The sequence below is a fragment of the Flavobacterium psychrophilum genome (genome assembly GCA_001708385.1).
In the GTDB taxonomy this organism is placed as follows: domain Bacteria; phylum Bacteroidota; class Bacteroidia; order Flavobacteriales; family Flavobacteriaceae; genus Flavobacterium; species Flavobacterium psychrophilum_A.
In genome coordinates this window covers 1,227,015-1,251,677 of sequence record CP012388.1, presented here as the reverse complement: position 1 = coordinate 1,251,677, position 24,663 = coordinate 1,227,015, and the positions used below count along the sequence as shown (strand labels likewise).

Annotated in this window: 24 protein-coding genes and 5 pseudogenes; 14 read left to right on the top strand and 15 right to left on the bottom strand. The window is 39.8% G+C overall.

The annotated features are described in order from the left end of the window. Positions 1 to 6: 6 nt before the first annotated feature. From ALW18_05440 to ALW18_05415, 6 genes and pseudogenes are all read right to left on the bottom strand, one after another. Positions 7 to 720: pseudogene (locus ALW18_05440) on the bottom strand (hypothetical protein). Between the two features lie 118 nt (positions 721 to 838). After that, positions 839 to 1,516, bottom strand: a pseudogene (locus tag ALW18_05435) (hypothetical protein). A gap of 392 nt (positions 1,517 to 1,908) precedes the next feature. Beyond that, entirely contained in the window at positions 1,909 to 2,442 is a 534-nt protein-coding gene (locus ALW18_05430; protein AOE52009.1) for a hypothetical protein, read from the bottom strand. Between the two features lie 30 nt (positions 2,443 to 2,472). Then, the gene (locus ALW18_05425; GenBank protein AOE52008.1) at positions 2,473 to 3,108 is read right to left on the bottom strand and encodes a hypothetical protein; all 636 of its coding nucleotides are present in this window, start codon (positions 3,106 to 3,108) and stop codon (positions 2,473 to 2,475) included. Then, on the bottom strand, positions 3,109 to 3,393 hold the full coding sequence (locus ALW18_05420; protein ID AOE52007.1) for an acetyltransferase: 285 nt from the start codon (positions 3,391 to 3,393) through the stop codon (positions 3,109 to 3,111). 2 nt (positions 3,394 to 3,395) lie between these two features. Beyond that, positions 3,396 to 4,121, bottom strand: a complete 726-nt coding sequence (locus ALW18_05415; protein ID AOE52006.1) for a pirin — start codon at positions 4,119 to 4,121, stop codon at positions 3,396 to 3,398. A 118-nt stretch (positions 4,122 to 4,239) separates the two neighbouring features. Here ALW18_05415 and ALW18_05410 point away from each other — a divergent pair, with 118 nt between their 5' ends. Both ALW18_05410 and ALW18_05405 read left to right on the top strand, forming a co-directional pair. Further along, positions 4,240 to 4,899 (top strand): alpha/beta hydrolase, encoded by a 660-nt coding sequence (locus ALW18_05410; GenBank protein ID AOE52005.1) that lies wholly within the window; start codon positions 4,240 to 4,242, stop codon positions 4,897 to 4,899. A 31-nt stretch (positions 4,900 to 4,930) separates the two neighbouring features. Beyond that, the gene (locus ALW18_05405; protein ID AOE52004.1) at positions 4,931 to 5,818 is read left to right on the top strand and encodes a murein transglycosylase; all 888 of its coding nucleotides are present in this window, start codon (positions 4,931 to 4,933) and stop codon (positions 5,816 to 5,818) included. 96 nt (positions 5,819 to 5,914) lie between these two features. Here ALW18_05405 and ALW18_05400 read toward each other — a convergent pair whose 3' ends face one another. The 4 genes from ALW18_05400 to ALW18_05385 all read right to left on the bottom strand — a co-directional run bounded on the left by ALW18_05400 (position 5,915) and on the right by ALW18_05385 (position 8,434). Further along, positions 5,915 to 6,613: a hypothetical protein gene (locus ALW18_05400; GenBank protein ID AOE52003.1), complete on the bottom strand. Its 699-nt coding sequence runs from the start codon at positions 6,611 to 6,613 to the stop codon at positions 5,915 to 5,917. 95 nt (positions 6,614 to 6,708) lie between these two features. Beyond that, positions 6,709 to 7,116, bottom strand: a complete 408-nt coding sequence (locus ALW18_05395; protein ID AOE52002.1) for a hypothetical protein — start codon at positions 7,114 to 7,116, stop codon at positions 6,709 to 6,711. A gap of 71 nt (positions 7,117 to 7,187) precedes the next feature. Next, positions 7,188 to 7,652 (bottom strand): transcriptional regulator, encoded by a 465-nt coding sequence (locus ALW18_05390; protein ID AOE52001.1) that lies wholly within the window; start codon positions 7,650 to 7,652, stop codon positions 7,188 to 7,190. A gap of 242 nt (positions 7,653 to 7,894) precedes the next feature. Then, positions 7,895 to 8,434, bottom strand: coding sequence for a hypothetical protein (locus ALW18_05385; protein ID AOE52000.1), 540 nt, complete (start codon positions 8,432 to 8,434; stop codon positions 7,895 to 7,897). Between the two features lie 181 nt (positions 8,435 to 8,615). On the opposite strand from ALW18_05385, the gene ALW18_05380 reads away from it, so the two are divergent. Both ALW18_05380 and ALW18_05375 read left to right on the top strand, forming a co-directional pair. Then, a complete protein-coding gene (locus ALW18_05380; GenBank protein ID AOE51999.1) occupies positions 8,616 to 8,777 on the top strand; it encodes a 50S ribosomal protein L34 in 162 nt (53 codons plus the stop codon). A 168-nt stretch (positions 8,778 to 8,945) separates the two neighbouring features. Further along, on the top strand, positions 8,946 to 11,798 hold the full coding sequence (locus ALW18_05375) for a carbamoyl phosphate synthase large subunit (protein ID AOE51998.1): 2,853 nt from the start codon (positions 8,946 to 8,948) through the stop codon (positions 11,796 to 11,798). A 49-nt stretch (positions 11,799 to 11,847) separates the two neighbouring features. On the opposite strand, the gene ALW18_05370 is transcribed toward ALW18_05375, so the two are convergent. Then, complete coding sequence (locus ALW18_05370; GenBank protein AOE54317.1) at positions 11,848 to 12,273, bottom strand: hypothetical protein; 426 nt, start codon at positions 12,271 to 12,273, stop codon at positions 11,848 to 11,850. A gap of 195 nt (positions 12,274 to 12,468) precedes the next feature. Here ALW18_05370 and ALW18_05365 point away from each other — a divergent pair, with 195 nt between their 5' ends. Both ALW18_05365 and ALW18_05360 read left to right on the top strand, forming a co-directional pair. After that, entirely contained in the window at positions 12,469 to 14,514 is a 2,046-nt protein-coding gene (locus tag ALW18_05365) for a hypothetical protein (protein AOE51997.1), read from the top strand. Between the two features lie 268 nt (positions 14,515 to 14,782). Next, positions 14,783 to 14,998: pseudogene (locus ALW18_05360) on the top strand (hypothetical protein). A gap of 327 nt (positions 14,999 to 15,325) precedes the next feature. On the opposite strand, the gene ALW18_05355 reads toward ALW18_05360, so the two are convergent. The 3 genes from ALW18_05355 to ALW18_05345 form a co-directional block, all read right to left on the bottom strand. Beyond that, positions 15,326 to 16,414 (bottom strand): hypothetical protein, encoded by a 1,089-nt coding sequence (locus ALW18_05355; protein AOE51996.1) that lies wholly within the window; start codon positions 16,412 to 16,414, stop codon positions 15,326 to 15,328. A 93-nt stretch (positions 16,415 to 16,507) separates the two neighbouring features. Further along, positions 16,508 to 17,050 (bottom strand): thioesterase, encoded by a 543-nt coding sequence (locus ALW18_05350; protein ID AOE51995.1) that lies wholly within the window; start codon positions 17,048 to 17,050, stop codon positions 16,508 to 16,510. Positions 17,051 to 17,053: 3 nt separating this feature from the next. Next, positions 17,054 to 18,448: a DNA polymerase V gene (locus ALW18_05345; protein ID AOE54316.1), complete on the bottom strand. Its 1,395-nt coding sequence runs from the start codon at positions 18,446 to 18,448 to the stop codon at positions 17,054 to 17,056. A 361-nt stretch (positions 18,449 to 18,809) separates the two neighbouring features. Between ALW18_05345 and ALW18_05340 the strand changes: the two genes are divergently transcribed. The 8 genes and pseudogenes from ALW18_05340 to ALW18_05305 all read left to right on the top strand — a co-directional run bounded on the left by ALW18_05340 (position 18,810) and on the right by ALW18_05305 (position 24,027). Then, the gene (locus ALW18_05340; protein AOE51994.1) at positions 18,810 to 19,460 is read left to right on the top strand and encodes a hypothetical protein; all 651 of its coding nucleotides are present in this window, start codon (positions 18,810 to 18,812) and stop codon (positions 19,458 to 19,460) included. A 120-nt stretch (positions 19,461 to 19,580) separates the two neighbouring features. Next, positions 19,581 to 20,159: pseudogene (locus ALW18_05335) on the top strand (hypothetical protein). A gap of 788 nt (positions 20,160 to 20,947) precedes the next feature. Then, positions 20,948 to 21,271, top strand: a pseudogene (locus ALW18_05330) (hypothetical protein). Between the two features lie 5 nt (positions 21,272 to 21,276). Beyond that, a complete protein-coding gene (locus tag ALW18_05325) occupies positions 21,277 to 21,663 on the top strand; it encodes a hypothetical protein (protein AOE51993.1) in 387 nt (128 codons plus the stop codon). Between the two features lie 18 nt (positions 21,664 to 21,681). Then, a complete protein-coding gene (locus ALW18_05320; protein ID AOE51992.1) occupies positions 21,682 to 22,122 on the top strand; it encodes a hypothetical protein in 441 nt (146 codons plus the stop codon). Positions 22,123 to 22,190: 68 nt separating this feature from the next. Further along, a complete protein-coding gene (locus ALW18_05315; GenBank protein ID AOE51991.1) occupies positions 22,191 to 22,880 on the top strand; it encodes an HAD family hydrolase in 690 nt (229 codons plus the stop codon). 12 nt (positions 22,881 to 22,892) lie between these two features. Then, positions 22,893 to 23,450 carry a bacteriocin-protection protein gene (locus ALW18_05310; GenBank protein ID AOE51990.1) on the top strand — a complete coding sequence of 186 codons (558 nt, stop codon included), beginning with the start codon at positions 22,893 to 22,895 and terminating at the stop codon, positions 23,448 to 23,450. A 142-nt stretch (positions 23,451 to 23,592) separates the two neighbouring features. Next, complete coding sequence (locus tag ALW18_05305) at positions 23,593 to 24,027, top strand: hypothetical protein (GenBank protein ID AOE51989.1); 435 nt, start codon at positions 23,593 to 23,595, stop codon at positions 24,025 to 24,027. Between the two features lie 103 nt (positions 24,028 to 24,130). Here the strand turns inward: ALW18_05305 and ALW18_05300 are convergent, their stop codons facing one another. Next, positions 24,131 to 24,652: a hypothetical protein gene (locus ALW18_05300; GenBank protein ID AOE51988.1), complete on the bottom strand. Its 522-nt coding sequence runs from the start codon at positions 24,650 to 24,652 to the stop codon at positions 24,131 to 24,133. Positions 24,653 to 24,663 lie beyond the last annotated feature (11 nt).

Here is a 24,663-nt window from a genome sequence, read left to right as displayed (position 1 = left end):
ATACTATTATTTTTTGTCAGCTAATAATTTCACCATTGCCTTTAATTCTTCAATTTCTAATGCCTGTTTTTCGTTTGCCTTGTTTTGTTCAATAAGGTACAATGTGAGTTCTTCTACTTTTTCAAGTAGTTTTGCATCCATTTTGGCAACATCAAGTCCGTTTTCAGTCATTTCCAGAGCAGATGGCACGTTAGGCAAATGCCTGTTAGCTTTCGTAAATTGTTCTACTTCTTTGAGAGGCATTAGCTTGTAGTTATCGTTAAAAACATAATCAGCCCAGTTAGCGGTTGTTTTTACAGCTACTTTTACTTTTTCGGTAAGTATTCCATCTTCCACAAAAAGTTTATAACCGTCCGGTGTTCTGAGATCACTTCCACCGTTACCTATTCTAACTTTACCATTTTCGTTTATACGCATAAGTTCTACGTCGTTGCTTCCAAAAGAGAGCGCGGCAATGGCTGTATTTGCAGTCGCCGGTTTACTAAATTCAATAAAACCGGTTTTGATGCTGCTTCTTTCCATCATCTGGAGCCTGAAAGCCCTGTTGACAGTTTCAAATCTGCCACCGGTCGAATAACCTAAAGCCTGAAAATGTAAAGATGTGTCTATGAACTTACCTATTGCGGCGGCAGTTTCAGTATAATTGCCAATTAGTTCCAGGCCATTAGAACTTGCTACCTGTAATTTATAAGCGGGAGTTGATGTGCCTAAGCCTACATTTCCGGTTGCAGGAAATACGTTGGGTGTTGGACCTCCCAGTTGAGAATATCCTATCGTTGCAAACATTGCAAATGAAAGGGTTATAATTGATTTTTTCATAAGTAGAATGTTTAGAGACCTAGTTTTTCTTTTTTAAATTTTCAACTTCAGCCTTAAGCAATTCTATCTGTTTGTTTTGCTCGATCAGGTAAAGAGTAAGTTCTTCTACTTTCTCCATAAGTTTCGAGTCCATTTGAGCCACGTCGAGACCATTAATAGTCATTTCCTTTGCAGATGGCACGTTGGGTAAATGTTTGTTTTCCTTTGTGAATTTTTCTACTTCGTTAAGGGGCATAAGTTTGTAGTCTTCTGCGAAAACATAATCTGCCCAGTTGGAGGTGGTTTTTACAGCAACTTTTACCTTCTCTGTAAGAATTCCGTCTTCAACAAAAAGTTTATAGCCGTCAGGGGTTCCTAAATCGCTATTTGAGCTTATTCTAACTTTTCCGTCCACATTGATTCTCATGAGTTCTGTATTTTTAATACCAAATAATACAGCAGAGGTTCCCGTATTTCGTGTTGCAATAGCATTAAAATCCATATAAGCGCGATCAGAATTAGCAACGACAGACTGTAGTCTTGTAGCAATACTGCCATGGCTATACACCTGGGTTAAGAGGCCGCTACTTACAGCAAGTCTTCCATTCTGAATTCTATTGCCATGAAACGAAACATTTACCGGAATGCTTGTAGGGGCAAGAGAGTGTGTGTCAACGACATCCAATATATAGTTTGGCGTCCAGGTGCCAATACCTACATAGCCGTTAGTTGGCCACGGGTCGCTATTTTGAGAATAACCTAACGATACGCAAAGTGCAAATGCTAATGTGTAAATTTGTTTTTTCATAATAAAAATGATTTGGTTGATTTAATTGTTATAAAGCTAAATCATTTTTAAATCGATAATATTTTAGGATTTTTTAGTGTTATTTATATAGTAAATATCTGATTATTTGAAAAATAGATTAAAACTCGATATGGTTAATGATTGTAAGGGTCTATTTATTTAAAAAACAAGTATCACAAAAAGTGTTGTTTTTGTGATAATTGAAAAAGTGCGGATTTCCCGTAACAATGTTTTGTCTAAGAAACAATATATACATAAAAAACACCGCTAATTAGCGGTGTCTTTAGATATTTTTTTAATATTTATTTCTGAATCTCTTTGCCTATAAACTTTTCAAGTTCTGCATATATGTCATCAACAGATAGCACTTTAAGGTCGGGGTGATTTCTAAGAAACGAAGCATTAAGTGCAACAAGCCCTTCCTCAATTTCAAAATAATAGTCGTCATCAATTAGCGCTTTAACAGGGCTTTTTCCAAATTCCTGATCCATAAAACCGTCAAATTCTTTGCGGGTAAGTGCATCGATCTTTTCGGTTTGTGCTAAAAAGAAATCCAGGTGTTTTTGCGACCCAACTTTCTCAAATGCTTTTTCCAAAATAATGTTTAAATCCTCTGTCCACTTAGAATTGTAAACAAATTGCGCAAAGCCATCGGTGTTAACCTGAGTGGTATAATAATCCAGGTAATAGCTAAGCAGGGCGTCTTCATGAATGTCTTCATCATTTACCCCTTCTTCGCGCATAAGGTTTACAACAGAAATATTAGAATTAATTACATCTTGTATTTCGGTGCTGTTAAAAGCATTTTCAGATACTATTATTTTATCAAATTTCATTGTGTAGGTGTTGTTTGAGTTCTTTACAGTTTATAATTCCAGGGTTATAAGCCTCTTGTCTATAATTACATTTTTAAAACCAAAATTTTCTTTTATCCATTCAAAAGCTTTTGCGTGATATAGGAAAACATGGGTTGGGTCAGTTTTATAATACCACGATTCAAAATCACGGTTTTCATCAAACATTTCCGTCATCAGGTAGAGTTTGCCATCCGGCAGAAGCACGTTTCTCAGAAGGCCAAACTCTTTATGAGGCTCTTTAAAATGTTCTGCTACTTCACTGCAAGCTATGTAGTTGTATTTTTGATCTAGTTTTTCAATGTCATTATGAAAGTAAAGATCATATTGACTGATATCATAACCATTATACTCTAAGACTTTCACGATGGGCGATCCTGTACCTGAACCAAAATCAAGTCCTTTATCTGTTGTGCTGAAATCCTTAAGTATACTATTGGTAATAGGGCTTACAAATTTCTGATAACGAAGGTCATCCGGATTATTTACATGGCATTCGTAATGTGCCTGTTCCTCTGCTGGGGAAAGGTAATGATCGGGATGTGTAAAAACAGAAAGGCAGAAAGCACATTGTAAAAACACCCTCTGCCTGAATGTATGGTAATGTGTTGAATTTCCACTGCATAGCGGACAAGAATTGCCTGTCATTTATAGCCGTATTCCCGGAGGAAGCATTTCTTTGTACTTCGGGTTTTTCCTGAAGAATGCAGCTACTTTAGGGTGGGTAGGTACTACTCTCTGGCGTTTTTCTTCAGCTGCATCCAAAATGGTTTTGATAAACTCATGTAAAAGCGCTTCGTTATCAAAACCTTCAGGAAGATTTACTTTGGTAAGGAATAATTTACGCTCCTGTACAGAATATTCTATAGACAGCAATTTGCCGTCTGCGGTAGTTTCAAACTGTCTTGAAAATTCGTTGTCTTTTATTTCCATAGCTAATCATTAAACTTCATTGGTACTTCTATTATCAGTATTTTCGAAGGTAATTTTGTTTCAATTGTAACAGTGTCAAACTCAACAATGCCGTAAGCATCACGTTCGTTTACAGTTTCTCCGTTAATTTCAAGCTGACCTTCTATAAGGAAAAGATAGATTCCGTTTCCGGTAATCTTTACGTTGTAATTTATGGTTTGCCCTGCGTCAAATACACCCATGTGCAGAAATGCCTGCTGGTGAATCCATAGTGCATTGCCATCATTCTTATCTCCTGGTGATACTACAGTTATAAGGCTGTTACGGCTTTCTTCAAGGTTAAAGCCCTTTTGGTCGTAACGGGGTGTAACATTATTTTCTTCAGGAAATATCCATAGTTGAAGCGTCTTGGCTTGCTCGGTCTGGCTGGCATTCATTTCGCTGTGCTGCACTCCGGTTCCGGCACTCATAACCTGTACTTCACCAAAACGAACCGTTGCTTCGTTACCCAGGCTGTCACGATGTGTAAGTCCGCCCTCTAACGGAATGGTAATAATTTCCATGTTATCGTGCGGATGGGTGCCAAAACCCATACCTGCACCAATAGTATCGTCATTCAATACGCGAAGCATACCAAACTGTATCATTTCCGGATTATAATATTGCCCAAAAGAGAATGAAAAATTGGCTTGCAGCCATCCGTGGTTTGCGGTACCTCTTTGGTCTTTAGGGAAAAGTCGTGTCCTCATAAGTTATTGATAAATTAAAAAGTATAACCCGTAACTGTTGGGATAAAAATTTTAATTTTATACAAATTTCGGAATAAAAATTGATTGTTACAGCCCTTAGAGCGTTAAAACACAGCAAATGGACAGGATACCGGTTTATTTTATGCCAGGACTGGCGGCAAGTCCGCTGATATTTGAGAATATCCACCTGCCGCAGGAACAGTTTGAAATGTTTTATTTAGAATGGTGCCTGCCAATTGATAATGAACCCATTGCCGATTATGCAGCGCGTATCGCCCAGGAAATAAAACATGAAAACCCGGTGTTAATAGGTGTCTCCTTTGGAGGTGTACTGGTGCAGGAAATTGCCCGTATGATCAATGCGCGAAAAGTAATCATTATATCGAGCGTTAAGTGCAACACCGAATTCCCGAGAAGGATGCGCTTTGCAAAGATGACAAGGGCCTATTGGTTTTTCCCTACAGGAATGATAACTAAAATAGACTGGCTGGCTAAAGTAGCGGTGGGTAATAATATGATTACCAGGAGGCTGAATTTATATGAAAAATTTCTGTCAGTCCGGAATAAGAAATACCTCGACTGGGCGTTAAAAACTATTATATTGTGGGACAGGGCAGCGCCGGAAGAAAATGTGGTGCATATTCATGGCGATGCCGATGAGGTTTTTCCGCCAAAGTACATTAAAGGATATATTCCTGTAAAAGGCGGTACACATATTATGATTATTACAAAGGCTAAATGGCTTACCGAAAATTTACCTGGCATCATTTTAGCATAAATTAGAAATAAGAACAAAAAATAGAGAAATAATGGAACTGATTAAAAAAGCCGGAATTATAACATCGGCAATGCTTATGGGTGGTATGGTTGTACATACGGCTCACATGAAAGAGGATAAAACAACGGTTAATAAAGAATACACGTTTCCTTCAGAGATTGATTTTGCAGGCGAAAAGGCTCCATTGAATGTATCTGACGTTCGTGAGCGTTTTGACCGCGAGCTGCTGGTTAATGCTAACCTTGATGCTACGACTAAAATTATAATTAAACGTGCTAACCGTGCGTTCCCGGTTATTGAACCGATACTGAAACGCAACGGAATTCCGGACGATTTTAAATACCTTGCTGTTATAGAAAGCGGACTGGTAAATGCTGTGTCTCCGGCAGGTGCAAGGGGAGTGTGGCAGTTTATGCCCGAAACAGGCAAAGAACGCGGACTTGAAGTAAACGATGGGGTAGATGAACGCTACCACCTGGAGAAATCTACAGAGGCGGCTTGCCGTTACCTGAATGATGCTTATAAAAAGTTCGGATCATGGACATTGGCTGCAGCATCTTATAATGGTGGTGTTGGTGGTGTTAACAAGCAGATCACCTTTCAGGGAGTGACTAATTATTACGATTTGTTGCTTACAGATGAAACTGCCCGTTATGTTTTCAGGATCTTAGCGCTGAAAGAAATTATGCAGCATCCGTTAGATTACAATTTTGGAATGGCACCAACTGAATTGTATCCAATACTGCCTGTGAAAAAGGTTGAGGTAACATCTTCAATACCCGATTTGGCTGTGTTCTCTAAAGAACAGGGAATTAACTATAAGATACTTAAAATTCACAACCCGTGGCTAAGAGACAGGAAACTGGATGTAGCTGCCGGTAAAAAATATACACTTGATATTCCGTTACAGGGGTATTAGAAAATAGTGATAGAAGATAGACTATTTAATAAATAAAATCCCGTTACAATATTGTAGCGGGATTTTTATGTAAATCTATAATCAATTACCTCATATCTACTTAGTATCATCCAAAAGCTGAGGGATATCTTTACTGGTAAGTATAGTAGAAATTCCGTCGAGGTATGAGTTGTAGTTAAGGTCGAAGGATTTTTGATAGTTTTGTTTTTCGAGGTCTTTAAATATGCCACAGCGGCGAATGTTTACGATCTTTCGGTTGGCATCCAGAAAGTAGGAAGTAGGGAAGCCCAGCGTGTGCTTAAGGGCTGCAACAATTTTAGAGTCGGCTCTGTAGTATTCATGTGCATAGCAAACAGTAATCCTGCTGCTGAATTTACGGGCAATCTTTTTTATTTTGTCTTTCCTGTCCCAAAACAGGACTACTATTTTTACGTCTTTACCATACTTGCGCGCCAGCTTGTTTAATGCGGGTATCTCGCCCTGATTGGGCACACACCATGAAGCGTACGTAAGCAGGAACATTGGTTTTTCTATAGAACTTAATTTAAGCCTTGAGCCTGATTTTTTTTTGAGGGTCAGATTGTCAAAGGTTGTGCCTACCAGCCGGTGTTCTACCAAAGAGTCAAACAAAAACTGACCCCGTTCTACATCTCCCATAACAAATGCCAGCGTACTTTCCTTTTTATAATGCGCAAAGTTTATTTTTATAGCATTAGAAAAATACGTGGTGTCTGCCTGTGAAAAAGCAGATGTTGAAAAAAGAATAATTATAATAAAACGTAATAAACTTCTCATCGTATTGGCAAAATAGATAAGTAAATTTAGTTAAAATTTTATTAATTAACGAAATATTTAAATTAATAATACGTTTCGCGAAATTAAATAATGTGCTAATCTACGATGCCGGAAACGCTTTGATAGATGAAATTGTTAGAAGTAGTATCCAATGTAAATTCAAGGTTTTCCATATAACTGTTTAGGTAGCCTTTTCCTTTATGTTCAATTACTTTTGCGATATTCTCGTCGGGCTTAGTAACTACCACAATTGTTTTTGCGCACAATTTATCTGCTGAAATATCAATATATAGTTGCGGAACACCATCTTTCTCCTGATAATCGGTTAGTATACACTCAATATTTTTTACAGCACTAACCTCTTTAAGCAGTGCTGACTTATATGCTTCAGAAGTAGGTTCGCTAGTGTTTAAAATAGGATTAGAATTTACGCATTCCTGTTCTTTACAAGAAGCAAATGCTACGAAAGTGGTTGCAGCAAGAAATAGTTTTACGTTTTTCATAAGGTGATTTTATGTAAAACGATTCTTATAAAATTTTATTGCGTAAAAAAAACCGCCCATTGGGCGGTTCATTACTTTTTAACTGAAAGATAAATGTCGATCTCAGCATTCATCCAGTCTTTGCTTTTAGAGTCGTATACTTCAAAGTCATAACCATAAGCGCGGTTGGCATTATCAGATTTCCATATTTCCTGCCATGCATCAGCAACGCAATTTGGCATTTGTCCTTTTGCAACAACTACTTCATACGTTTGTTCGGGTATAGTTATAGTTTCCATCCCGGCGGGAACTTCGGTATCGTCGGCAACCGGGCATCCTACAAAGTAAGCGTACGGCTTGGTATGGTCACCTTCGTAATCATAGTATACGGCGTAAATATCTTTGTTCAGCTTGCCTTTAATTCGCGGAGCCATAAAGCTGCCGCTAAAGTGCTGCCATAATCCGCCGCAGTCTTCGGCGGCTTTTCCATTTTCGTTTGTTGTTTTAAATCCTAGGGATACCCCTATAAGCTTTACAGCCGGTTTTGTTATTGTCATTGTATGTTGATTGAATGATTTTTAATGAATAGAGAATTGTCAGGATTGTTTAAGGGTGTTTTGTGAATTCAGTCTGAGCCGTTAAGTAGAAATTTACCCTTAGGTTTTTATCCTGGCTGTAAGCATAATTGCTAAAACAGAATAGTAGAGCAATAATTAATAATTTAAAAGAGTCTTTATGTATAAGTCCAAATATACCTAATTATATAAAACAAAAAAACCGCCCTGTTGGGCGGTTAATATTAATATCTTCTCATTTGTGTCTGAGGGCCCTTCTTTAACTGGGCCTTCATCATAACGATCTGGTCTTTCAGCATTCCCTGTTTGTCCAGTTTTTTCGCTTCACTAAGTAATTTCTCTGCTTCAATCTTACGGTTCTTGCTCATTGCTATACCGGCAAGGTTTAGTTTTGCCATTGCAAGATCCTGATCCATGCTAAGTCCAAGCTCAACTGCTTTCTTAAGGTATTTCTCTGCAGCATTAAGGTTGGTTTGCGAAAGCATCAGTCCGTTAAGGTAATTATAGTATCCCTGTTGTTTGCGTACAAGTGCGCCTTCGGGGTCTTTAATTTTATCAAGCAGTTTTTTAGCACCGTCAAAATCCTGTTTCCTTAATTTAAGGAAGGCAAGCAGGATGTACTCATTTTTAAAATAAAGTAATATTACTATAAGAGTAATAAGGAGTATAAAGATACCGTTTCCGATGTTTCCTTCTGTAAATTGCCATACGGCTGTAACAACCAGTAAAGCTGCAATTGCAAGCTTGATATTTTTATTGAACATATTTTTGTTTTATTTTTGCGTTTGCAAAGGTAAGAAAACGTAATAAAACGAATTGCAAAATATTTTTCAAAAACTACTTGCAGACAAAAAAAACCTTTGTATATTTGCACGCGGTTTTGGAAAGACGGTCTTCCTGATGCCCAACGAAAAGATATTCACTAAGATTTAAAGATACAAAGCAATGAGCAAGAGAACATTTCAACCATCGAAAAGAAAAAGAAGAAACAAACACGGGTTTATGGACAGAATGTCTTCTCCAAACGGAAGAAAAGTACTTGCTCGTAGAAGAGCTAAAGGAAGGCACAAGCTAACTGTATCTAGCGAACCTAGACATAAAAAATAATGTTTGAATAAACATACATAAAGGTGTTACTATTATAGGTAACGCCTTTTTTTATACCTAATCAGGAAATAGCCCCGTACAGAAAGGGGCCTTTTTTTGAAAATAAAACACTAAATTTGCAAACGCTCCGCAGGGGGTAAACTTTAATACAACTTTTCAAAAGACAAGATGCCTAAAGACACTTCAATTAAATCAGTTCTAATTATCGGTTCAGGTCCAATCGTTATCGGACAGGCCTGCGAATTTGACTACGCCGGATCTCAGTCCGCACGTTCAATCAGGGAAGAAGGAATAGAGGTTATACTTATAAACTCTAACCCGGCTACCATTATGACCGACCCTTCAATGGCCGATCACGTGTATCTGAAACCGCTTACCACAAAATCTATTGTGGAGATTTTGAAGGCACACCCGAATATTGATGCGGTACTGCCTACAATGGGAGGACAAACGGCACTTAACCTTTGCCTTGAAGCAGAGGAAAAAGGCATTTGGGCCGACTTTAATGTAAGGCTGATAGGCGTTGACGTTAATGCAATTAATATTACAGAAGACAGGGAGCAATTTAAACAGCTTCTAGAAAGAATAGGAATTCCTGCTGCACCTGCTAAAACAGCTAACTCTTTCCTTAAAGGAAAAGAGATCGCTCAGGAATTTGGTTTCCCGCTTGTAATTCGCCCTTCGTTTACGCTGGGTGGTACAGGGGCAGCTTTTGTACACCATAAAGAAGATTTTGATGAACTTCTTACACGCGGCCTTGAAGCTTCGCCAATACACGAAGTGCTTATAGATAAAGCACTTTTAGGCTGGAAAGAATACGAGCTTGAGCTGCTTCGTGACCAGAATGATAACGTGGTTATCATCTGTTCTATCGAAAACATGGACCCGATGGGTATCCACACAGGAGATAGTATTACGGTAGCGCCTGCAATGACGCTTTCTGATACTACCTTCCAGAAAATGAGGGATATGGCCATCAAAATGATGCGCAGCATCGGTAACTTTGCCGGTGGATGTAACGTTCAGTTTGCGGTGAGCCCGGATGAAAAAGAAGATATCGTAGCCATCGAGATCAACCCAAGGGTATCGCGCTCTTCGGCTCTTGCTTCTAAAGCTACCGGTTACCCAATTGCTAAAATTGCTTCTAAGCTTGCACTGGGGTATAACCTTGACGAACTGCAAAACCAGATAACAAAATCTACTTCGGCCTTATTTGAGCCAACACTAGACTACGTTATCGTGAAAATACCTCGTTGGAACTTCGATAAATTTGAAGGCGCCGACAGAACACTTGGACTACAGATGAAATCGGTAGGTGAGGTTATGGGTATCGGGCGTTCGTTCCAGGAAGCGCTTCACAAAGCAACACAATCACTTGAAATTAAACGTAACGGTCTTGGTGCCGACGGTAAAGGATATACAAACTATGAGCAGATCATAGACAAGCTTACAAATGCAAGCTGGGATCGTGTGTTTGTAATTTACGATGCTATCGCAATGGGTATTCCGTTGAGCCGCATCCATGAAATTACAAAAATCGACATGTGGTTCCTTAAGCAGTATGAGGAGCTTTACCTTCTTGAAAGAGAGATCTCTACTTTTAAAATAGATGATCTTCCTAAAGAATTACTTCTTGAGGCAAAACAAAAAGGTTTCGCAGACAGGCAGATTGCCCACATGATGGGTTGCCTTGAAAGCCAGGTGTACAACAAACGTGAGGAAATGGGCGTTAAGCGTGTTTACAAACTGGTTGATACCTGTGCGGCGGAGTTCCAGGCGAAAACGCCTTACTACTACTCAACTTTTGAGGCTGAGATCGAGAGAGCTGACGGTACCAGGTATGTGAGCAACGAAAGTGTAGTATCTGACAGGAAAAAAGTAGTGGTACTGGGATCGGGTCCTAACAGGATCGGCCAGGGTATCGAGTTTGACTACTCTTGTGTACACGGTGTCCTTGCTGCTGCAGAATGCGGTTACGAAACCATAATGATTAACTGTAACCCGGAAACAGTTTCAACTGACTTTGATACGGCAGACAAGCTGTACTTTGAGCCGGTATTCTGGGAACATATTTACGACATTATCCGCCATGAGAAACCGGAAGGTGTAATCGTGCAGCTTGGTGGGCAGACTGCTCTTAAGCTTGCCGAAAAACTGGACAGGTATGGCATTAAAATATTAGGTACAAGCTTTGATGCGCTTGACCTTGCTGAAGACAGGGGTCGTTTCTCTGACCTGCTTACCGAACTTGGAATTCCGTTCCCTCAATTTGGTATCGCAGAAAGCGCAGACGAAGCTTCTAAATTAGCAGATACGTTAGACTTTCCACTACTTGTAAGGCCATCTTACGTACTTGGAGGACAGGGTATGAAAATTGTAATCAACAAGCAGGAGCTTGAAGAGCACGTTATCGACCTTCTTAAGAGTATCCCGGGCAACAAACTGCTTCTTGACCACTATCTTGACGGAGCAATTGAAGCGGAAGCTGATGCAATATGCGACGGTGAAAATGTTTACATCATCGGTATCATGGAGCATATAGAGCCTTGTGGTGTACACTCCGGCGATAGTAACGCTACATTGCCTCCATTTAACCTTGGAGAGTTTGTAATGCAGCAGATTAAAGACCATACTAAGAAAATCGCTATAGCGCTTAAAACAGTTGGTCTTATAAACATACAGTTTGCAATTAAAGATGATACGGTTTATATTATCGAGGCTAACCCAAGGGCGTCACGTACAGTTCCGTTTATTGCTAAAGCATACGGAGAGCCTTATGTAAACTACGCGACTAAAGTAATGCTGGGCCACAATAAAGTAACCGACTTTACCTTTAACCCGCAACTTAAAGGGTTTGCTATCAAACAACCGGTATTCTCTTTCAGTAAATTCCACGGTGTTAACAAACAACTGGGGCCAGAAATGAAGTCTACAGGTGAAAGCATCCTGTTTATAGATGATCTTAAAGACGACCAGTTCTACGAACTCTACTCAAGAAGGAAAATGTACCTTAGCAGATAATTAACTGCTTACAGCATACTAAAAAGCCTCCGCATTGCGGAGGCTTTTTTTATGATCTGACGCGGCTTGTTATTCTATCGAATCTGTTTATTACTTTATCTAACCTTCGTTTGTTGTATTGTTGCAGCAATGGTGGGTAAAGATGAAAAATAATATTACAGATAAACAGGGGGATGATTATATCGTCATGAAATTTTAAGACATAGCAAACAGGTAATAGTACCAGTATCAGTATAAAACAAATGAGATGGCTTATTTCAGCATACGTCATTTCTTTTCTCAATTGTACAAGTGTTTCCCTGTTCTTTTCTTTAATGGTTAAAAGCGGGTTGAATTTTCCCCAAAATGAATGCAGTATAATGTACTTAAGTACAAGAACTCCTAAGAGTTTATTGACTTTTTCACTTTCCACAAAATTAAAATTCGTTAGTGATGTATAAAACGGTTTGTGCTTTATGGCGTTGTTAATGAGCATGCCAATAACAGAAAATCCAAATGTGATTGATATTGATGGTAGTATGTACTTTATGATCATGTTTTAAAAATAAATTTCAAATGTAATAATTATCTTTCAAAAGTGTACAAAATTGAGTTCTGTTGCTATATGTTAATTTAATTATAATTTATTGTAAACAAATTACTTATATATTTGTTAAAATTACGAAAACATATGAAACAAAATTCGCTTTCCGTACATAAGGGGATATTCTGCCTTTTCCTGCTTATAAGTGCTTTATCTTTCGGACAGGTAAACTTTACCGATAGTAACCTTCCGATATTTATTATTGATACGGAAGTTGATCCGGTTACGGGACTTCCAACGGAAATTCCGGACGACCCAAAGGTATGGGCAAGTTTAAAGATTATTTTCCATCCGGATGGCTCAAGAAATTATCTGACAGATCAGAATACCACCGAATTTTTAAACTATAACGGGCGTATTAAGATCGAGCTTCGTGGGTCTACTTCGCAATCGCTGCCTAAAAAACAATACGGCTGGACAACCTACGACACCGCCGGTGCGAAACAGAACGTAAGCCTGTTAGGTATGCCAAAAGAAAATGACTGGATACTTAACGGCCTGGCTTTTGACCCTTCTATGATGAGGGATTATATGAGCTATAACCTTTCACGAAGCATTGGGCAATATGCCACACGTACGCAATACTGTGAGGTAGTTATTAATGGTGATTACAGGGGATTGTATATTCTTCAGGAAAAAATCAAGGACGATTCTAACCGTGTTAATATCGAAGAGATAACCGAAGACGATACCGAAGGTGTAAATCTTACCGGCGGCTACATTACGAAAGCGGATAAGACCACGGGTGGTGACCCAGTAGCGTGGACTATGGATTCGTACGCAGGTACAACAGATTTTATTCATGAACTGCCAAAGCCGGAAGATGTTACAGAAGAGCAGAATACGTATATACACGATGTCTTTACAAGTCTTGAAACCACGGCAGGAGCACATAACCATGACGTAGCAACAGGCTATCCGTCGGTTATAGATGTGCCTACATTCATTGATTTTATGATTTTAAATGAATTGTCGTCTAACGTGGATGTATACCAAATAAGTACTTTTTTTCATAAAGACAGGGGTGGTAAGCTAAGGGCAGGGCCGGTGTGGGATTTTAACCTGAGCTTTGGTAACGATGTGTTTGCAGACAGGAGTAAAACCGATATATGGCAGTTTAGCAATGGCGATAATGAAGGTGCAAAATTCTGGACAGACCTTTTCGCAGATGATAGCTACAAATGCTACTTTTCAAAAAGATGGCATGAACTTACACTGCCTAACCAACCTTTAAATGCGCAAAGCATTTCTGATTTTATTGATGCTACTGCAGAATACATAAGTGAGGCCGCTGAAAGGGAAAGCCTGCGTTGGGGGACTGTAAACCTTGAAGGTGAGGTTGATTATATTAAAAGTTTCGTTGACCAAAGGATTGAGTGGATAGATGCTAATATCGGTGAATTTACAGGCTGCTCTGAAGTTTTGCTGCCATCGTTAGTTATTAGCGGTATTAATTACAATCCGGGAGAAGATGAGGAATTTCCTGAATCTGATGACCAGGAATTTATAGAGATTACAAATACCGGCACTACAACAGTTGACCTGACAGGTTTTTATCTTTCTGAGCTTGGTGTTTCGTATCAGTTCCCTGCTGAAAGCACCATTGATGCCGGAGAAAAAATATACCTTGCAAGTAATCTTTCTGTGTTTGAAGAAAAATACACCATTACGCCTTTCGACCAGTTTGTGCGCAATATGTCTAACAGTAATCAGAATCTTGTACTTTCCGATGCTTTTGGTAACAGGATAGATTTGGTACATTATTATGACGGCAATCCGTGGCCGAATGCAGATGGTAATGGCAATTTCCTTAAGCTTACTGATACTACGTTGGATAACTCTTTGGCATCAAGCTGGACAGCAGCCGATCAGAATACGCTTTCAGGTAAAACATTTACGGCAACATCTACTTTAAAAGTATATCCCAATCCGGTTAATGATATGCTGACTATCCAGTCGGGATCGGTTATATCAAACATACAGGTCGTTGATATTTACGGCAAAGTACTGCAAAGTATCGATATGGCTTCAGAACAGGCCGCTGTTGAATTTTCAGGTTACGCAACAGGTATCTATTTTGTAAAGGTCTCTGATAGTTCAGGTTCTAAAACACAAAAGGTAATTAGACGATAATCAATTGATTTTATAATAACTAAGTCCTGCTTAACGGCAGGATTTTTTAGTTTTATCGAATACTAAACAGCATGCAGCAAATACTAATTCATAATGCCATCCTGCTCAATTGCTTTATAATGATGTTTTTAAATAGCAGAACTTAGTAGTATTAAATTAATCGATCATGAAAAGAAAACGACTATTTGCAATGCTTTTAGCGTCTTTAGGATTAAGCGCGCAAACTACACATCATATCAACTGGTCAATGGCTACTACGAGCACTCAGGCTTCGCCGACAATAGATCAGGGAGATATCGTAACATGGACATGGGCCGACAGTGCGCCCCATACTGTAACCAGCAATGCCGGCGGTGCAGAAAATTTTACGAGTGCACAATTAACGGGTAGCGGACAGACGTTCTCGCATACATTTGCCAACATTGGTGCTACATCATACAAATGTAATGTACACCCTATGATGGCAGGAACAATTACTGTATCGGCTGTGGCGGGAGTTAAAGACAACAAAAAAGTTGGATTTGAGTATTTTCCTAACCCGGTAACGGATATCCTTACGATAAACGCTGAAAATCCGGTTGATAAAATTCAGGTTTACGATATAAACGGTAAACTGATTATGGATTCTAAATCGGGTAATTCGATCAATAAAGTATATATGTCGGGCTTCAGGGCAGGTACATATGTCGTAAAAGTTATTACGGGCAACGCTTTTGAAAGTGTGACAGTAATAAAAAAATAAATGTGTTTTTAATTAAGAAAGCCTGTCCGTTTTGCGGGCAGGCTTTTCTGTTTTATATATTTTGAAGAATTACGGACATGGTGTTTCCATACCGTCTATCCATTCCTGAATCAGAGTTAAGCCATCACCGTCGGTAATAGTCCTGCCTATAGGAGGCATCATTTCAGCTTTTATTCGAGTGTTCATCTTAAAGTATAGTAGTGACATCCATGAATCCTGTCCTGCAATAATATACTTTTGATTACCCGATACAAAATCATGAGGCTCCACGCATATGCCAAGGTTAACAGGGTTTGTTGTAGCACTAAATGCAAGGTTTAATGGCATATCATCGCAGTCGCCGCCGGGAGTGTGGCAATGGGCGCAGTTGATATCGAGATATGAGCGCGCTCTAACAGCAAGCGGCTGTTGTGTGTCATGCCAGTCTACAGTTGACGTTACGTTAGATGGGACAGTGTTTAAGTACCCTTCTTCTTTCCATTTTTGCAGTTGGTTTTTTATTTCGGCACTGCTGTACGTATAATTTTTAAATAAATTTTGAGGCTTTGGTCCAATAGGTGTAAAGCTGTTGCTATTTGAGTGGCACGTGGTACAATTATTTTCTGATGGTATTGTATAATTGGCACTCATTTCTTCACCGTCCTGCATCCACTTAATGTTTAGCGTCTTTCCGGTCATGTCAAGAAAAGCCTCCGTCTGCTCATCATTCCATATATAGTTGGCAAAGATCCATCCTTCTGCCTTTTTGATCATGATCCTTGTTTCAATAATTTTGGTCAGGTTATCAGGTAGTACATTGTTATAGTAAAAATTTTTTATGAATACAGTACCTTTTGGAAAGTTAAGAGGCTTATCATCAGAGCTAATCGTTGCGGTAGAACCTTCGGGCATCCATACAAATCGCTTTTTAAGGGCATAGTCGGTAAACAAAGAGCTGTTTAGGTCGTATGGAAGCACTTTATATGCAGGATTAAGATTTTTAAGGTCTCCCACAAAAAACTTATAGTCAGAAAGTTTAGGGTATGGCACTGTTGTAAGGTCTACCACCACAGGTGAAACCATTTTATATTCCGATGAATCATCAGATGATCCACAGGATGATAAAATATAAAATAGCGATAAAATTAATAAAGTCTTTAAAGTATAGTTTTTTTTCATACGATATCTTTGCGAAAACAATGGATGTAGCGCAAATATATAGTAATTGTCTAAATTTCAAAGAGGACTAGGAAAAATAAACGCCGGATCGTATTAAAGATCCAGCCTTATATTATATTTTGATAGCGACTCCAGTGCTTCGGGCGACATATAGTCGAACGTCTGGCTGTGCTTGCTGTGTTCTTTTTTCTGGTTGATTCGTATAACCGCTTTACAAAAACGGCGAACCTCATTATCGTTGGCTAAAATAAGATGAGGAACAGTTACGCTCTTGCCATTATCTTTAGCGACCATGGTAAAATAAGAAGAGTTGCAGTGTTTTACCTTGCCGGTTTGAATGTTCTCTGAATCTACACGGATACCTATCACCATAGAACTTGTGCCCACATAATTAACCGATGCCTTCATAGTAACCAGTTCACCAACCTCAATAGGGTTAAGAAAATCTACTGTATCTACCGATGCTGTAACGCAGTAGGCTCCTGAGTATTTAGAGGCAGATGCAAAAGCAATCTGGTCCATAAGCATTAGGATGTATCCGCCGTGTATCTTTCCACTGAAGTTAGCATGCGACGGCAGCATCAATTCTGATATCGTGACTTTAGAGGCACTTACTTTTTTATATACTGTATCCATTGCTTACGGGTTTAAAAGGTTAGGTGTGTTATCTTCCGCATCTTCTTCCTGCTGAAGCGCACGTGAAAGGATATTTTCCGGCAGCGATTTTTTGGCTTTGGCGCCCATCTTCTTCAGTTTTTCTATGCTGGTAATGATGTTACCACGGCCGTCTACCAGTTTGCCCATAGCATTTTGGTATTCATTTTGCGCATCTTTCATTTTGTTGCCCACCTTGGTAAGGTCGCCCACAAAACCTTCAAACTTATCGTAAAGCGCACCCGCCTGGCGTGCAATTTCATAAGCGTTTTCCTGTTGCTTCTGGTTGCTCCACATACTGTCGATAGTACGTAGCGTAGCCAATAACGTACTTGGTGTAACAATTACAATATTGCGCTCAAAAGCTTTTCCATAAAGGGTAGCGTCTTCGTTAAGCGCTATGGCAAACGCAGGTTCCATCGGAATGAAAAGCAAAACGAAGTCTGGGCTTTCAATTTTATAAAGGTCATGATAATTCTTATCGCTAAGCTGGTCTACGTGACGTTTAATAGAGTTAACATGCTCTTTAAGGTGAACCAATTTTAACGGATCATCTTCTTCATTAATGTAACGCTCATACGCTACAAGCGAAACTTTAGAATCGACGATCATTTTCTTGCCATCCGGCAGATTGATAACTACGTCGGGCTGTACACGGCTGCCCTCATCGTTAACATGGCTCTGCTGAACGTAGTATTCACGGTCTTTTTCAAGCCCTGATTTTTCAAGAACACGCTCAAGGATAAGCTCGCCCCAGTTACCCTGCATTTTAGTATCGCCTTTAAGGGCACGCGTCAGGTTAATGGTTTCCTTGCTCATTTGCTCGTTCATGTCGCGCAGACCAAGTATCTGCTGGCGAAGTGCCGCATGGTAATCGATACTTTCTTTGTGGGTGTCTTCTACTTTCTTTTCAAAAAGATGTATTTTTTCCTGAAGTGGCGAAAGTATATTTTTAAGGTTCTCGCGGTTTTGCTCGGTAAACTTAACTGATTTTTCTTCCAGTATCTTATTAGCTAAGTTCTCAAATTCTTTGGTGAATTTTTCACGGAGCTCATCGGTTTCCTGGCGTTGCTCGCGCATACGTTCAAGAAGGTTATCAAAGTCGGTTTCTTTTTTAGTAAGCTGTATAGCAAGCGAATCTTTAGCCTGGCGAAGGCTGTCGCGGTCGGCATGTGCCTGTACAAGCTGTTTTTCTATACCTAAAAGTTCGTTTTGCGATTGTTGTTTTAGTTGTTCAATCTGCATAAGCAGGCTGTTGTTGCGTTCTTCGGACACTTTTTTATCGGCGGCAGCCTTAGAAGAAAATACAACTTTGCCGATGTAAGTGCCTAGTGCAAGGGCAATAATAAAGGCGAGTAATAAAGAGATAGTATCGGGCATTGAAGTAGTTTTTGTAAGAGGTAAAAATACATAAAATACTTCGAAATGTGCCAACTTAACGGCCTCTCTTACATAAATTATCAACCATAGTCACGAATAGTTTAATTGTCAAAACCTTGGGTTTTAATTAACTGTAAATTAAGACGTTATGTTTTAAATTAGATATAGATATTGTTGGGCGTAGGGTGCTTGGCATTGCCGGCCACCTTGTTTGACTTTCAGCATTCTCATTCACTCATTTAGACCATGTAGTGTAATAGGTCCCTCATTTTTATGGGGGATTTTTTTGTTCGATAGCTAGGAATAACCAATTTGGAACCATTACGATGAAAATTATATCTTTGAGGCAAACAAATAACCAATGTCGCACAGTTACGTTACTTTCAAAAAATATCCCGATGCTAAACAGGCAAGAGCACAGCAGGAATTATTATTAGAAAAAGGAATAGAATGCATTTTTGTGAATTCATCTTCGCAGTTAGGAAGCCTGTCAGGCGATCTGATGCAGGAATTTGAATTACAAATGCATCCGGAAAATTTTGAGAAAGCAGAAGAGCTACTTGAAAAGGATGCAGAATCGATGATTAATGACCTTCCGGCAGATTACTACCTGCTTTCTTTTACTGATGAAGAGCTGCATGATGTAATCTTAAAACATGATGAGTGGAGCGAGTTCGATTATATGCTTGCACGTAAACTATTGGATGAAAGGGGACACGCTATAGACGAAGCTCATATAAGAGCCATGAGGGCAGAGCGTATCAATGAACTTGCCAAGCCGGAAAAAGACCAGAAAACCTGGGTGCTGTTTGGCTATATATTTGCCTTACTAGGTGGTTTCTTTGGCGTTATTACAGGTTATGTGTTATGGACGTCTCAGAAAACATTACCTAATGGGCAAACGGTTTATACATATAGCGATAAAGACCGCGGCCATGGTAAAATAATACTTATACTGAGTGTTATAGTATTATTAGGATGTATTGCAGCAAACTTTTTGGTAAAGAAGTAAGCGAAGCGTTAAAGAAAATATTTAACACGTTCTGCGATAATTGTAATGTACTATTTGGCAGGGCGTTTGCGTTAAGGGTATAAGGTTGTGTTGATACAGCTTTATACCCTTAATTATTTTATGAAAAGTATCCGTATCTGTATTGTTGTAGCCATATTTGGCTATGTGCTGCCGGCATCGGCACAAAAAACATTTGCTTCAGAGAAATATACCGCTATGTGCAACTATTATGGCGAAACTACCGCCAGCGTTATCAACATGAACGCTGCAAGCCCTACTGCCGAAAAAGTAGTAGAAGATGTTATGTCAGTCATTGGGCTTCGCGCCAATTTTGAGCTTCGCGCTGCCAATGTACCCACTGCTGCTGCGGTGGTTAAAAAGGGTAAGCGGTATATACTGTACAACCCAAAGTTTATGAATAATATCATATCGGCAACAGGCAATAACTGGGCGGCGGTTAGTATACTGGCACATGAAATTGGGCATCACCTAAGTGGGCACACTCTTGATAACGAAAGCAGTAAACCCGCAACTGAACTGGAAGCCGATGAGTTTTCAGGTTTTGTGCTTCAAAAAATGGGAGCTTCACTAACCGATGCGCAGGCGGCAATGTCGGCGATTGCTTCGGTAAAAGGTTCGCATACACATCCGCCGAAAGGCAATCGCCTAAGTGCAATTGCAGCAGGGTGGGGGAAAGCAGGAGGTAAACAACAGCCTGCCGTGGCAGAATATAAATCAGCTGTTGTACCGGTAACGGTTAAGGCACCTGTTGTGGCTATACCGCAACAGCCTGTAGCTTCTATAAAACAAATGAACCGTTCACAACAAATAGCGCAAAGTGCAATGCACGATAAAAATGTGGTGTCAGAAGCGTACTTTGTTTCTAAACCAAACGGTAAATTTTACGTTACGGCAAAAGGAAACCTTGTTGAGGTTGATAATGATAGGGTATATCTGGTGGGGAGCCTTTCGCAGTCAAACAAACCGGGATATAAAATGATGCTGACAGATACAGACTATAATAATATTTATATAGCATCTGGTGGTACGCTGGTTAATAATTATGGCAAGAAAATAGGGTTTCTAAAAATGAGACAATAATAAGTTTGTCATGCTTTTCTTATCGTTATAAAAAATGCCCGTTATAGTAATATGCGGGTATTTTTTATGTTGTAAAATATAACCCCTCTTTAACAAAACGTAGTGAATACCGATTGGTTTTTTAACTAAATTGCAGTAAAATTCCTGTTATGCAAAAGAGTATTTTATGGGATGGCCTGCTGAACGATACCGATGAGCATTGTGCAGTGAATTATCTGGCGGATGCCATTATGGTGCGATCGGAAATTGAAGGCTGGGCACAGGGTATGCCTGTTTATGCCGACTATACCCTAAAGCTCGGACTGTCATGGAATGTTCAGGAATTTGAGATTAATTTTCACCTGCGTGATACCCAGCACAGCTATCATCTTTTTTGCGATGAAGAGGGTGAATGGAGCGACCTCTCAGGTAAAGCACTTCCCGAATTTTCGGGTTGTACGTTCATAGATATTTCGCTGTCGCCTTTTACCAATTCGCTACCCGTTAACTGGCTTAAACTGTCTGATACGGATGCAGCAGGATTCGACCTCGTATATATAGATATTATAGCCAACGAAATCCGTAAAGAAAACCAGCGTTACGAGCGCCTTGACAACCATACCTATCGCTTTGAAAATAATGATGGTAGTTTTACTGCCGATATACAGGTAGATGATGATGGTTTTGTAACCCACTATCCAGGATTGTTTAACATGATTCAACCCAAATAACCCCTATGGAGACCCAGCAAATTCAAACAGCGGAAGCAAGGCTTCTTGAAGCTATGAAAACAAGCAATGTGCAGGAACTTGATGCACTTATTGCAGACGACCTTATATTTACCTCGCACACCGGGCAGCTGCTTACCAAGCAGGATGACGTAGAGGCACATAGTTCGGGTAACATCGAGATATTTACTATTGAATCTTCAGAACAAAAGATCAAAGTAGATGGCGATGTTGCTATTGTGTCGGTTTTACTGGATATAAGCGGCTCATTCTATGGCAGTACCGAAGTTGGTTTTTACCGTTTTACAAGGGTATGGAAAAACAACGGCGGCAACTGGCAGGTAATTGCAGCGCACTCTACACAGGTATCCAGAGAACAGGTGCAGTTAGACTAAGCAGTATGCCTATTCATTATGAAAGCGTATGTAATAGAGATTCCCTCTACAGCAGATTTTATTGAAATAACTGATGTCTGGGAAGCTTCGGTAAGGGCAACCCACGACTTTTTGAAAGAAGAAGACATTCAGTTTTTTCGTCCGCTTATTTTAAATGAATATTTAAAGGCGGTAGACCTGTACTGTATAAGGATCGAAACCCGCATCGCCGGATTTATCGGACTTGGGGAAGGATCTGTCGAAATGCTTTTTATACATCCTGATTTCCGCGGATGCGGAATAGGCAGCCACCTATTGCAGTTTGCTATCGAAGAAAGACATGCTGTTACCGTAGATGTAAACGAGCAAAATTTGCATGCCCTATCGTTTTATCAAAAAATGGGCTTTGTAGTAATAGGAAGGTCAGAAACAGATGGTATGGGTAAGCCTTTTCCGCTATTGCATATGAAACTGGCTTAAGCTATTCGGCATAATTAACGCTGCAAAATCAATCTGTTTCTTTTAACTTTGAAGAAAATTGCCATTACATGAATATTAAAGTTATTGCTTTTGATGCCGATGATACCCTTTGGGTAAACGAGCCGTTTTTTCAGGAAACCGAAAAGAAATTCTACGAGCTCATGAGAGATTACCTCCCGGCACACAGCCTTGCTAAAGAACTTTTTAAGATTGAGATTGATAATCTTGATGTTTATGGCTACGGTATTAAAGCCTATATTTTAAGCATGATCGAGGCAGCCCTGCATATCTCTGAAAACACTATTAGTGTTGCCGCTATAGGCAAAATTATAGAATACGGTAAAGATATGCTGGAAAAGCCTGTAGAACTGCTTGATGGCGTGGAAGAAGCCCTGAAAGTCCTGCACGGCAAATACAAACTCGTGGTTGCTACCAAAGGTGATTTAAAAGATCAGCACAGAAAACTACATGATTCAGGCTTAGGACATTACTTTCACCATATTGAGGTAATGTCAGACAAGCAAAAGATAGACTATGAAAAGATGCTGAAAAGACTCGAGATTGAACCATCGGAATTTTTGATGATAGGTAACTCGCTAAAATCAGATGTATTGCCTGTACTGGAAATAGGAGGGCATGCATGCCATATTCCGTTTCACACTACATGGCTGCACGAACAGATAGACCACACTATCGTACACGAAAATTTTAAGGAAGCAGAAAACATAGCGCAACTGTTGCCGTTGCTGCTTTCGTAATTTATTTGCTGTATGAAACCTCATTTTTTTGAAACGCAAGACGATTTCCGGCAATGGCTGGATAAACATCACACAACGGAAACTGAATTGCTTGTTGGTTTCTACAAAGTGGGCAGTGGTAAGCCTACTATGACATGGCCGGAGTCGGTAGATCAGGCGTTGTGTTACGGCTGGATAGACGGCATACGTAAATCTTTAAATACAGATAGCTATACTATACGTTTCACGCCTAGAAAGGCTTCGAGTATCTGGAGTGCCATAAACATCGATAAGATGGAAAACCTTATCGCAAAGAAGCTTGTCGAGCCTGCCGGTCTTGAAGCTTACGAAAAACGTACAGAAAGTAAATCTAGGGTATATTCGCATGAACGTACAGAAGACGCCGTACTGCCCGCTGAAATGGAAAATGAATTTAAAGCCAACGCAGCGGCCTGGGAGTTTTTTAATAAACAGGCGCCTTACTACAAGAAAACGGTAATCCATTTGATTGTATCTGCCAAACAGGAAAAGACAAGGCAGTCCCGTTTTGAAAAGCTGTTAAAAGCCAGTGCAGAAGGCAAGAGGTTGTAATCAGATTTTATAGTATTTATGGTACAATTAGGTTACCTTAGCGACGATATTGACAGGAACTATCTCACCGATACATCAAAACAAATGGAAATGGCTACCATAATTGCCGATTTTCTTAAAAGAAACAAAATAAACAAACCTCATGGCAGAACAAAGCTATAAAAACCACATACGTTTTTACACACCGCATCACTTCGTGTTTTATCCTGTAATGCTCGTATTAATTATAGCTTCGGCTTACTTTGCCTGGACGGATGATGATTATGTAATCTGGTCGTTTATTGCAGCAGCTTTTGTTGCTATAACCATGCTCAGTTTTATGCTGCGCCAGCATTATGCGCTAACGCTGCAAAACAGGATCGTATTGCTGGAGCTTCGCTACCGCTTTTTTGCCACTACAGGCGAACGCCTTGAAATGTATGAAGGTATGTTAAGCGAAGGCCAGTTATTTGCCCTGCGATTCGCACAGGATGATCAGTTACTATTCCTGATAAAGAAAGCCATTAACGAGGAACTTTCGGCAGATGCCATAAAGAAATCTATAGAAAACTGGAAGCCCGATCACAGAAGGGTTTAAAAATACAAAGGGCAGTCTAATAATTTAGACTGCCCTTTTCGAATTAGGTTCGGAACCATTTACGCGATTCGTACCTCTAATTCATAACTCAAAACTATTCTATTTAAAAGTCGTCGCCGTTGTTACTACGGCTACTGTCGTCTCCACGTCTTCTTTCTTCTTCTCTGTCGCTGTAATAGCTGCCTGAAGAAGCATCTCTTTGGTCTTCGCTACCCGATTTGCCCGGGCTGCGCTGCATCTGGTCGTTTTCGTTCCAGTCGTTATTTTGGGTGCCGCGGTTATATGATGTTGCGTTACCCATTCTTTTTTCCTCTTCCCAGTTTTCTTCATCCTCATTAAAGGTTCTAGAATCCATATTGCGGGAATCTTCATTGTTTCTTTCGTCTCTCGACCTATTGTCGCGATCCATTCCCGAATCGTTAAAATCGTCGTTGTCACTTCTCATATTTTGTGACTCATTTCTGCGTCCCGGTGAAGAAGTTCCCCGGTTCATGTCATTATCCCAGTCTTCGTTACCACGGCTGCTCATGTCGCGTGATTCGTTGCCCAGATTACCAGTGTTTTCGTTTCTGTCGTGACGGCCGTTATTGTTCCAATCACGGTTGTCGTTATTGTTTGTTTGCATGACGTTATAGT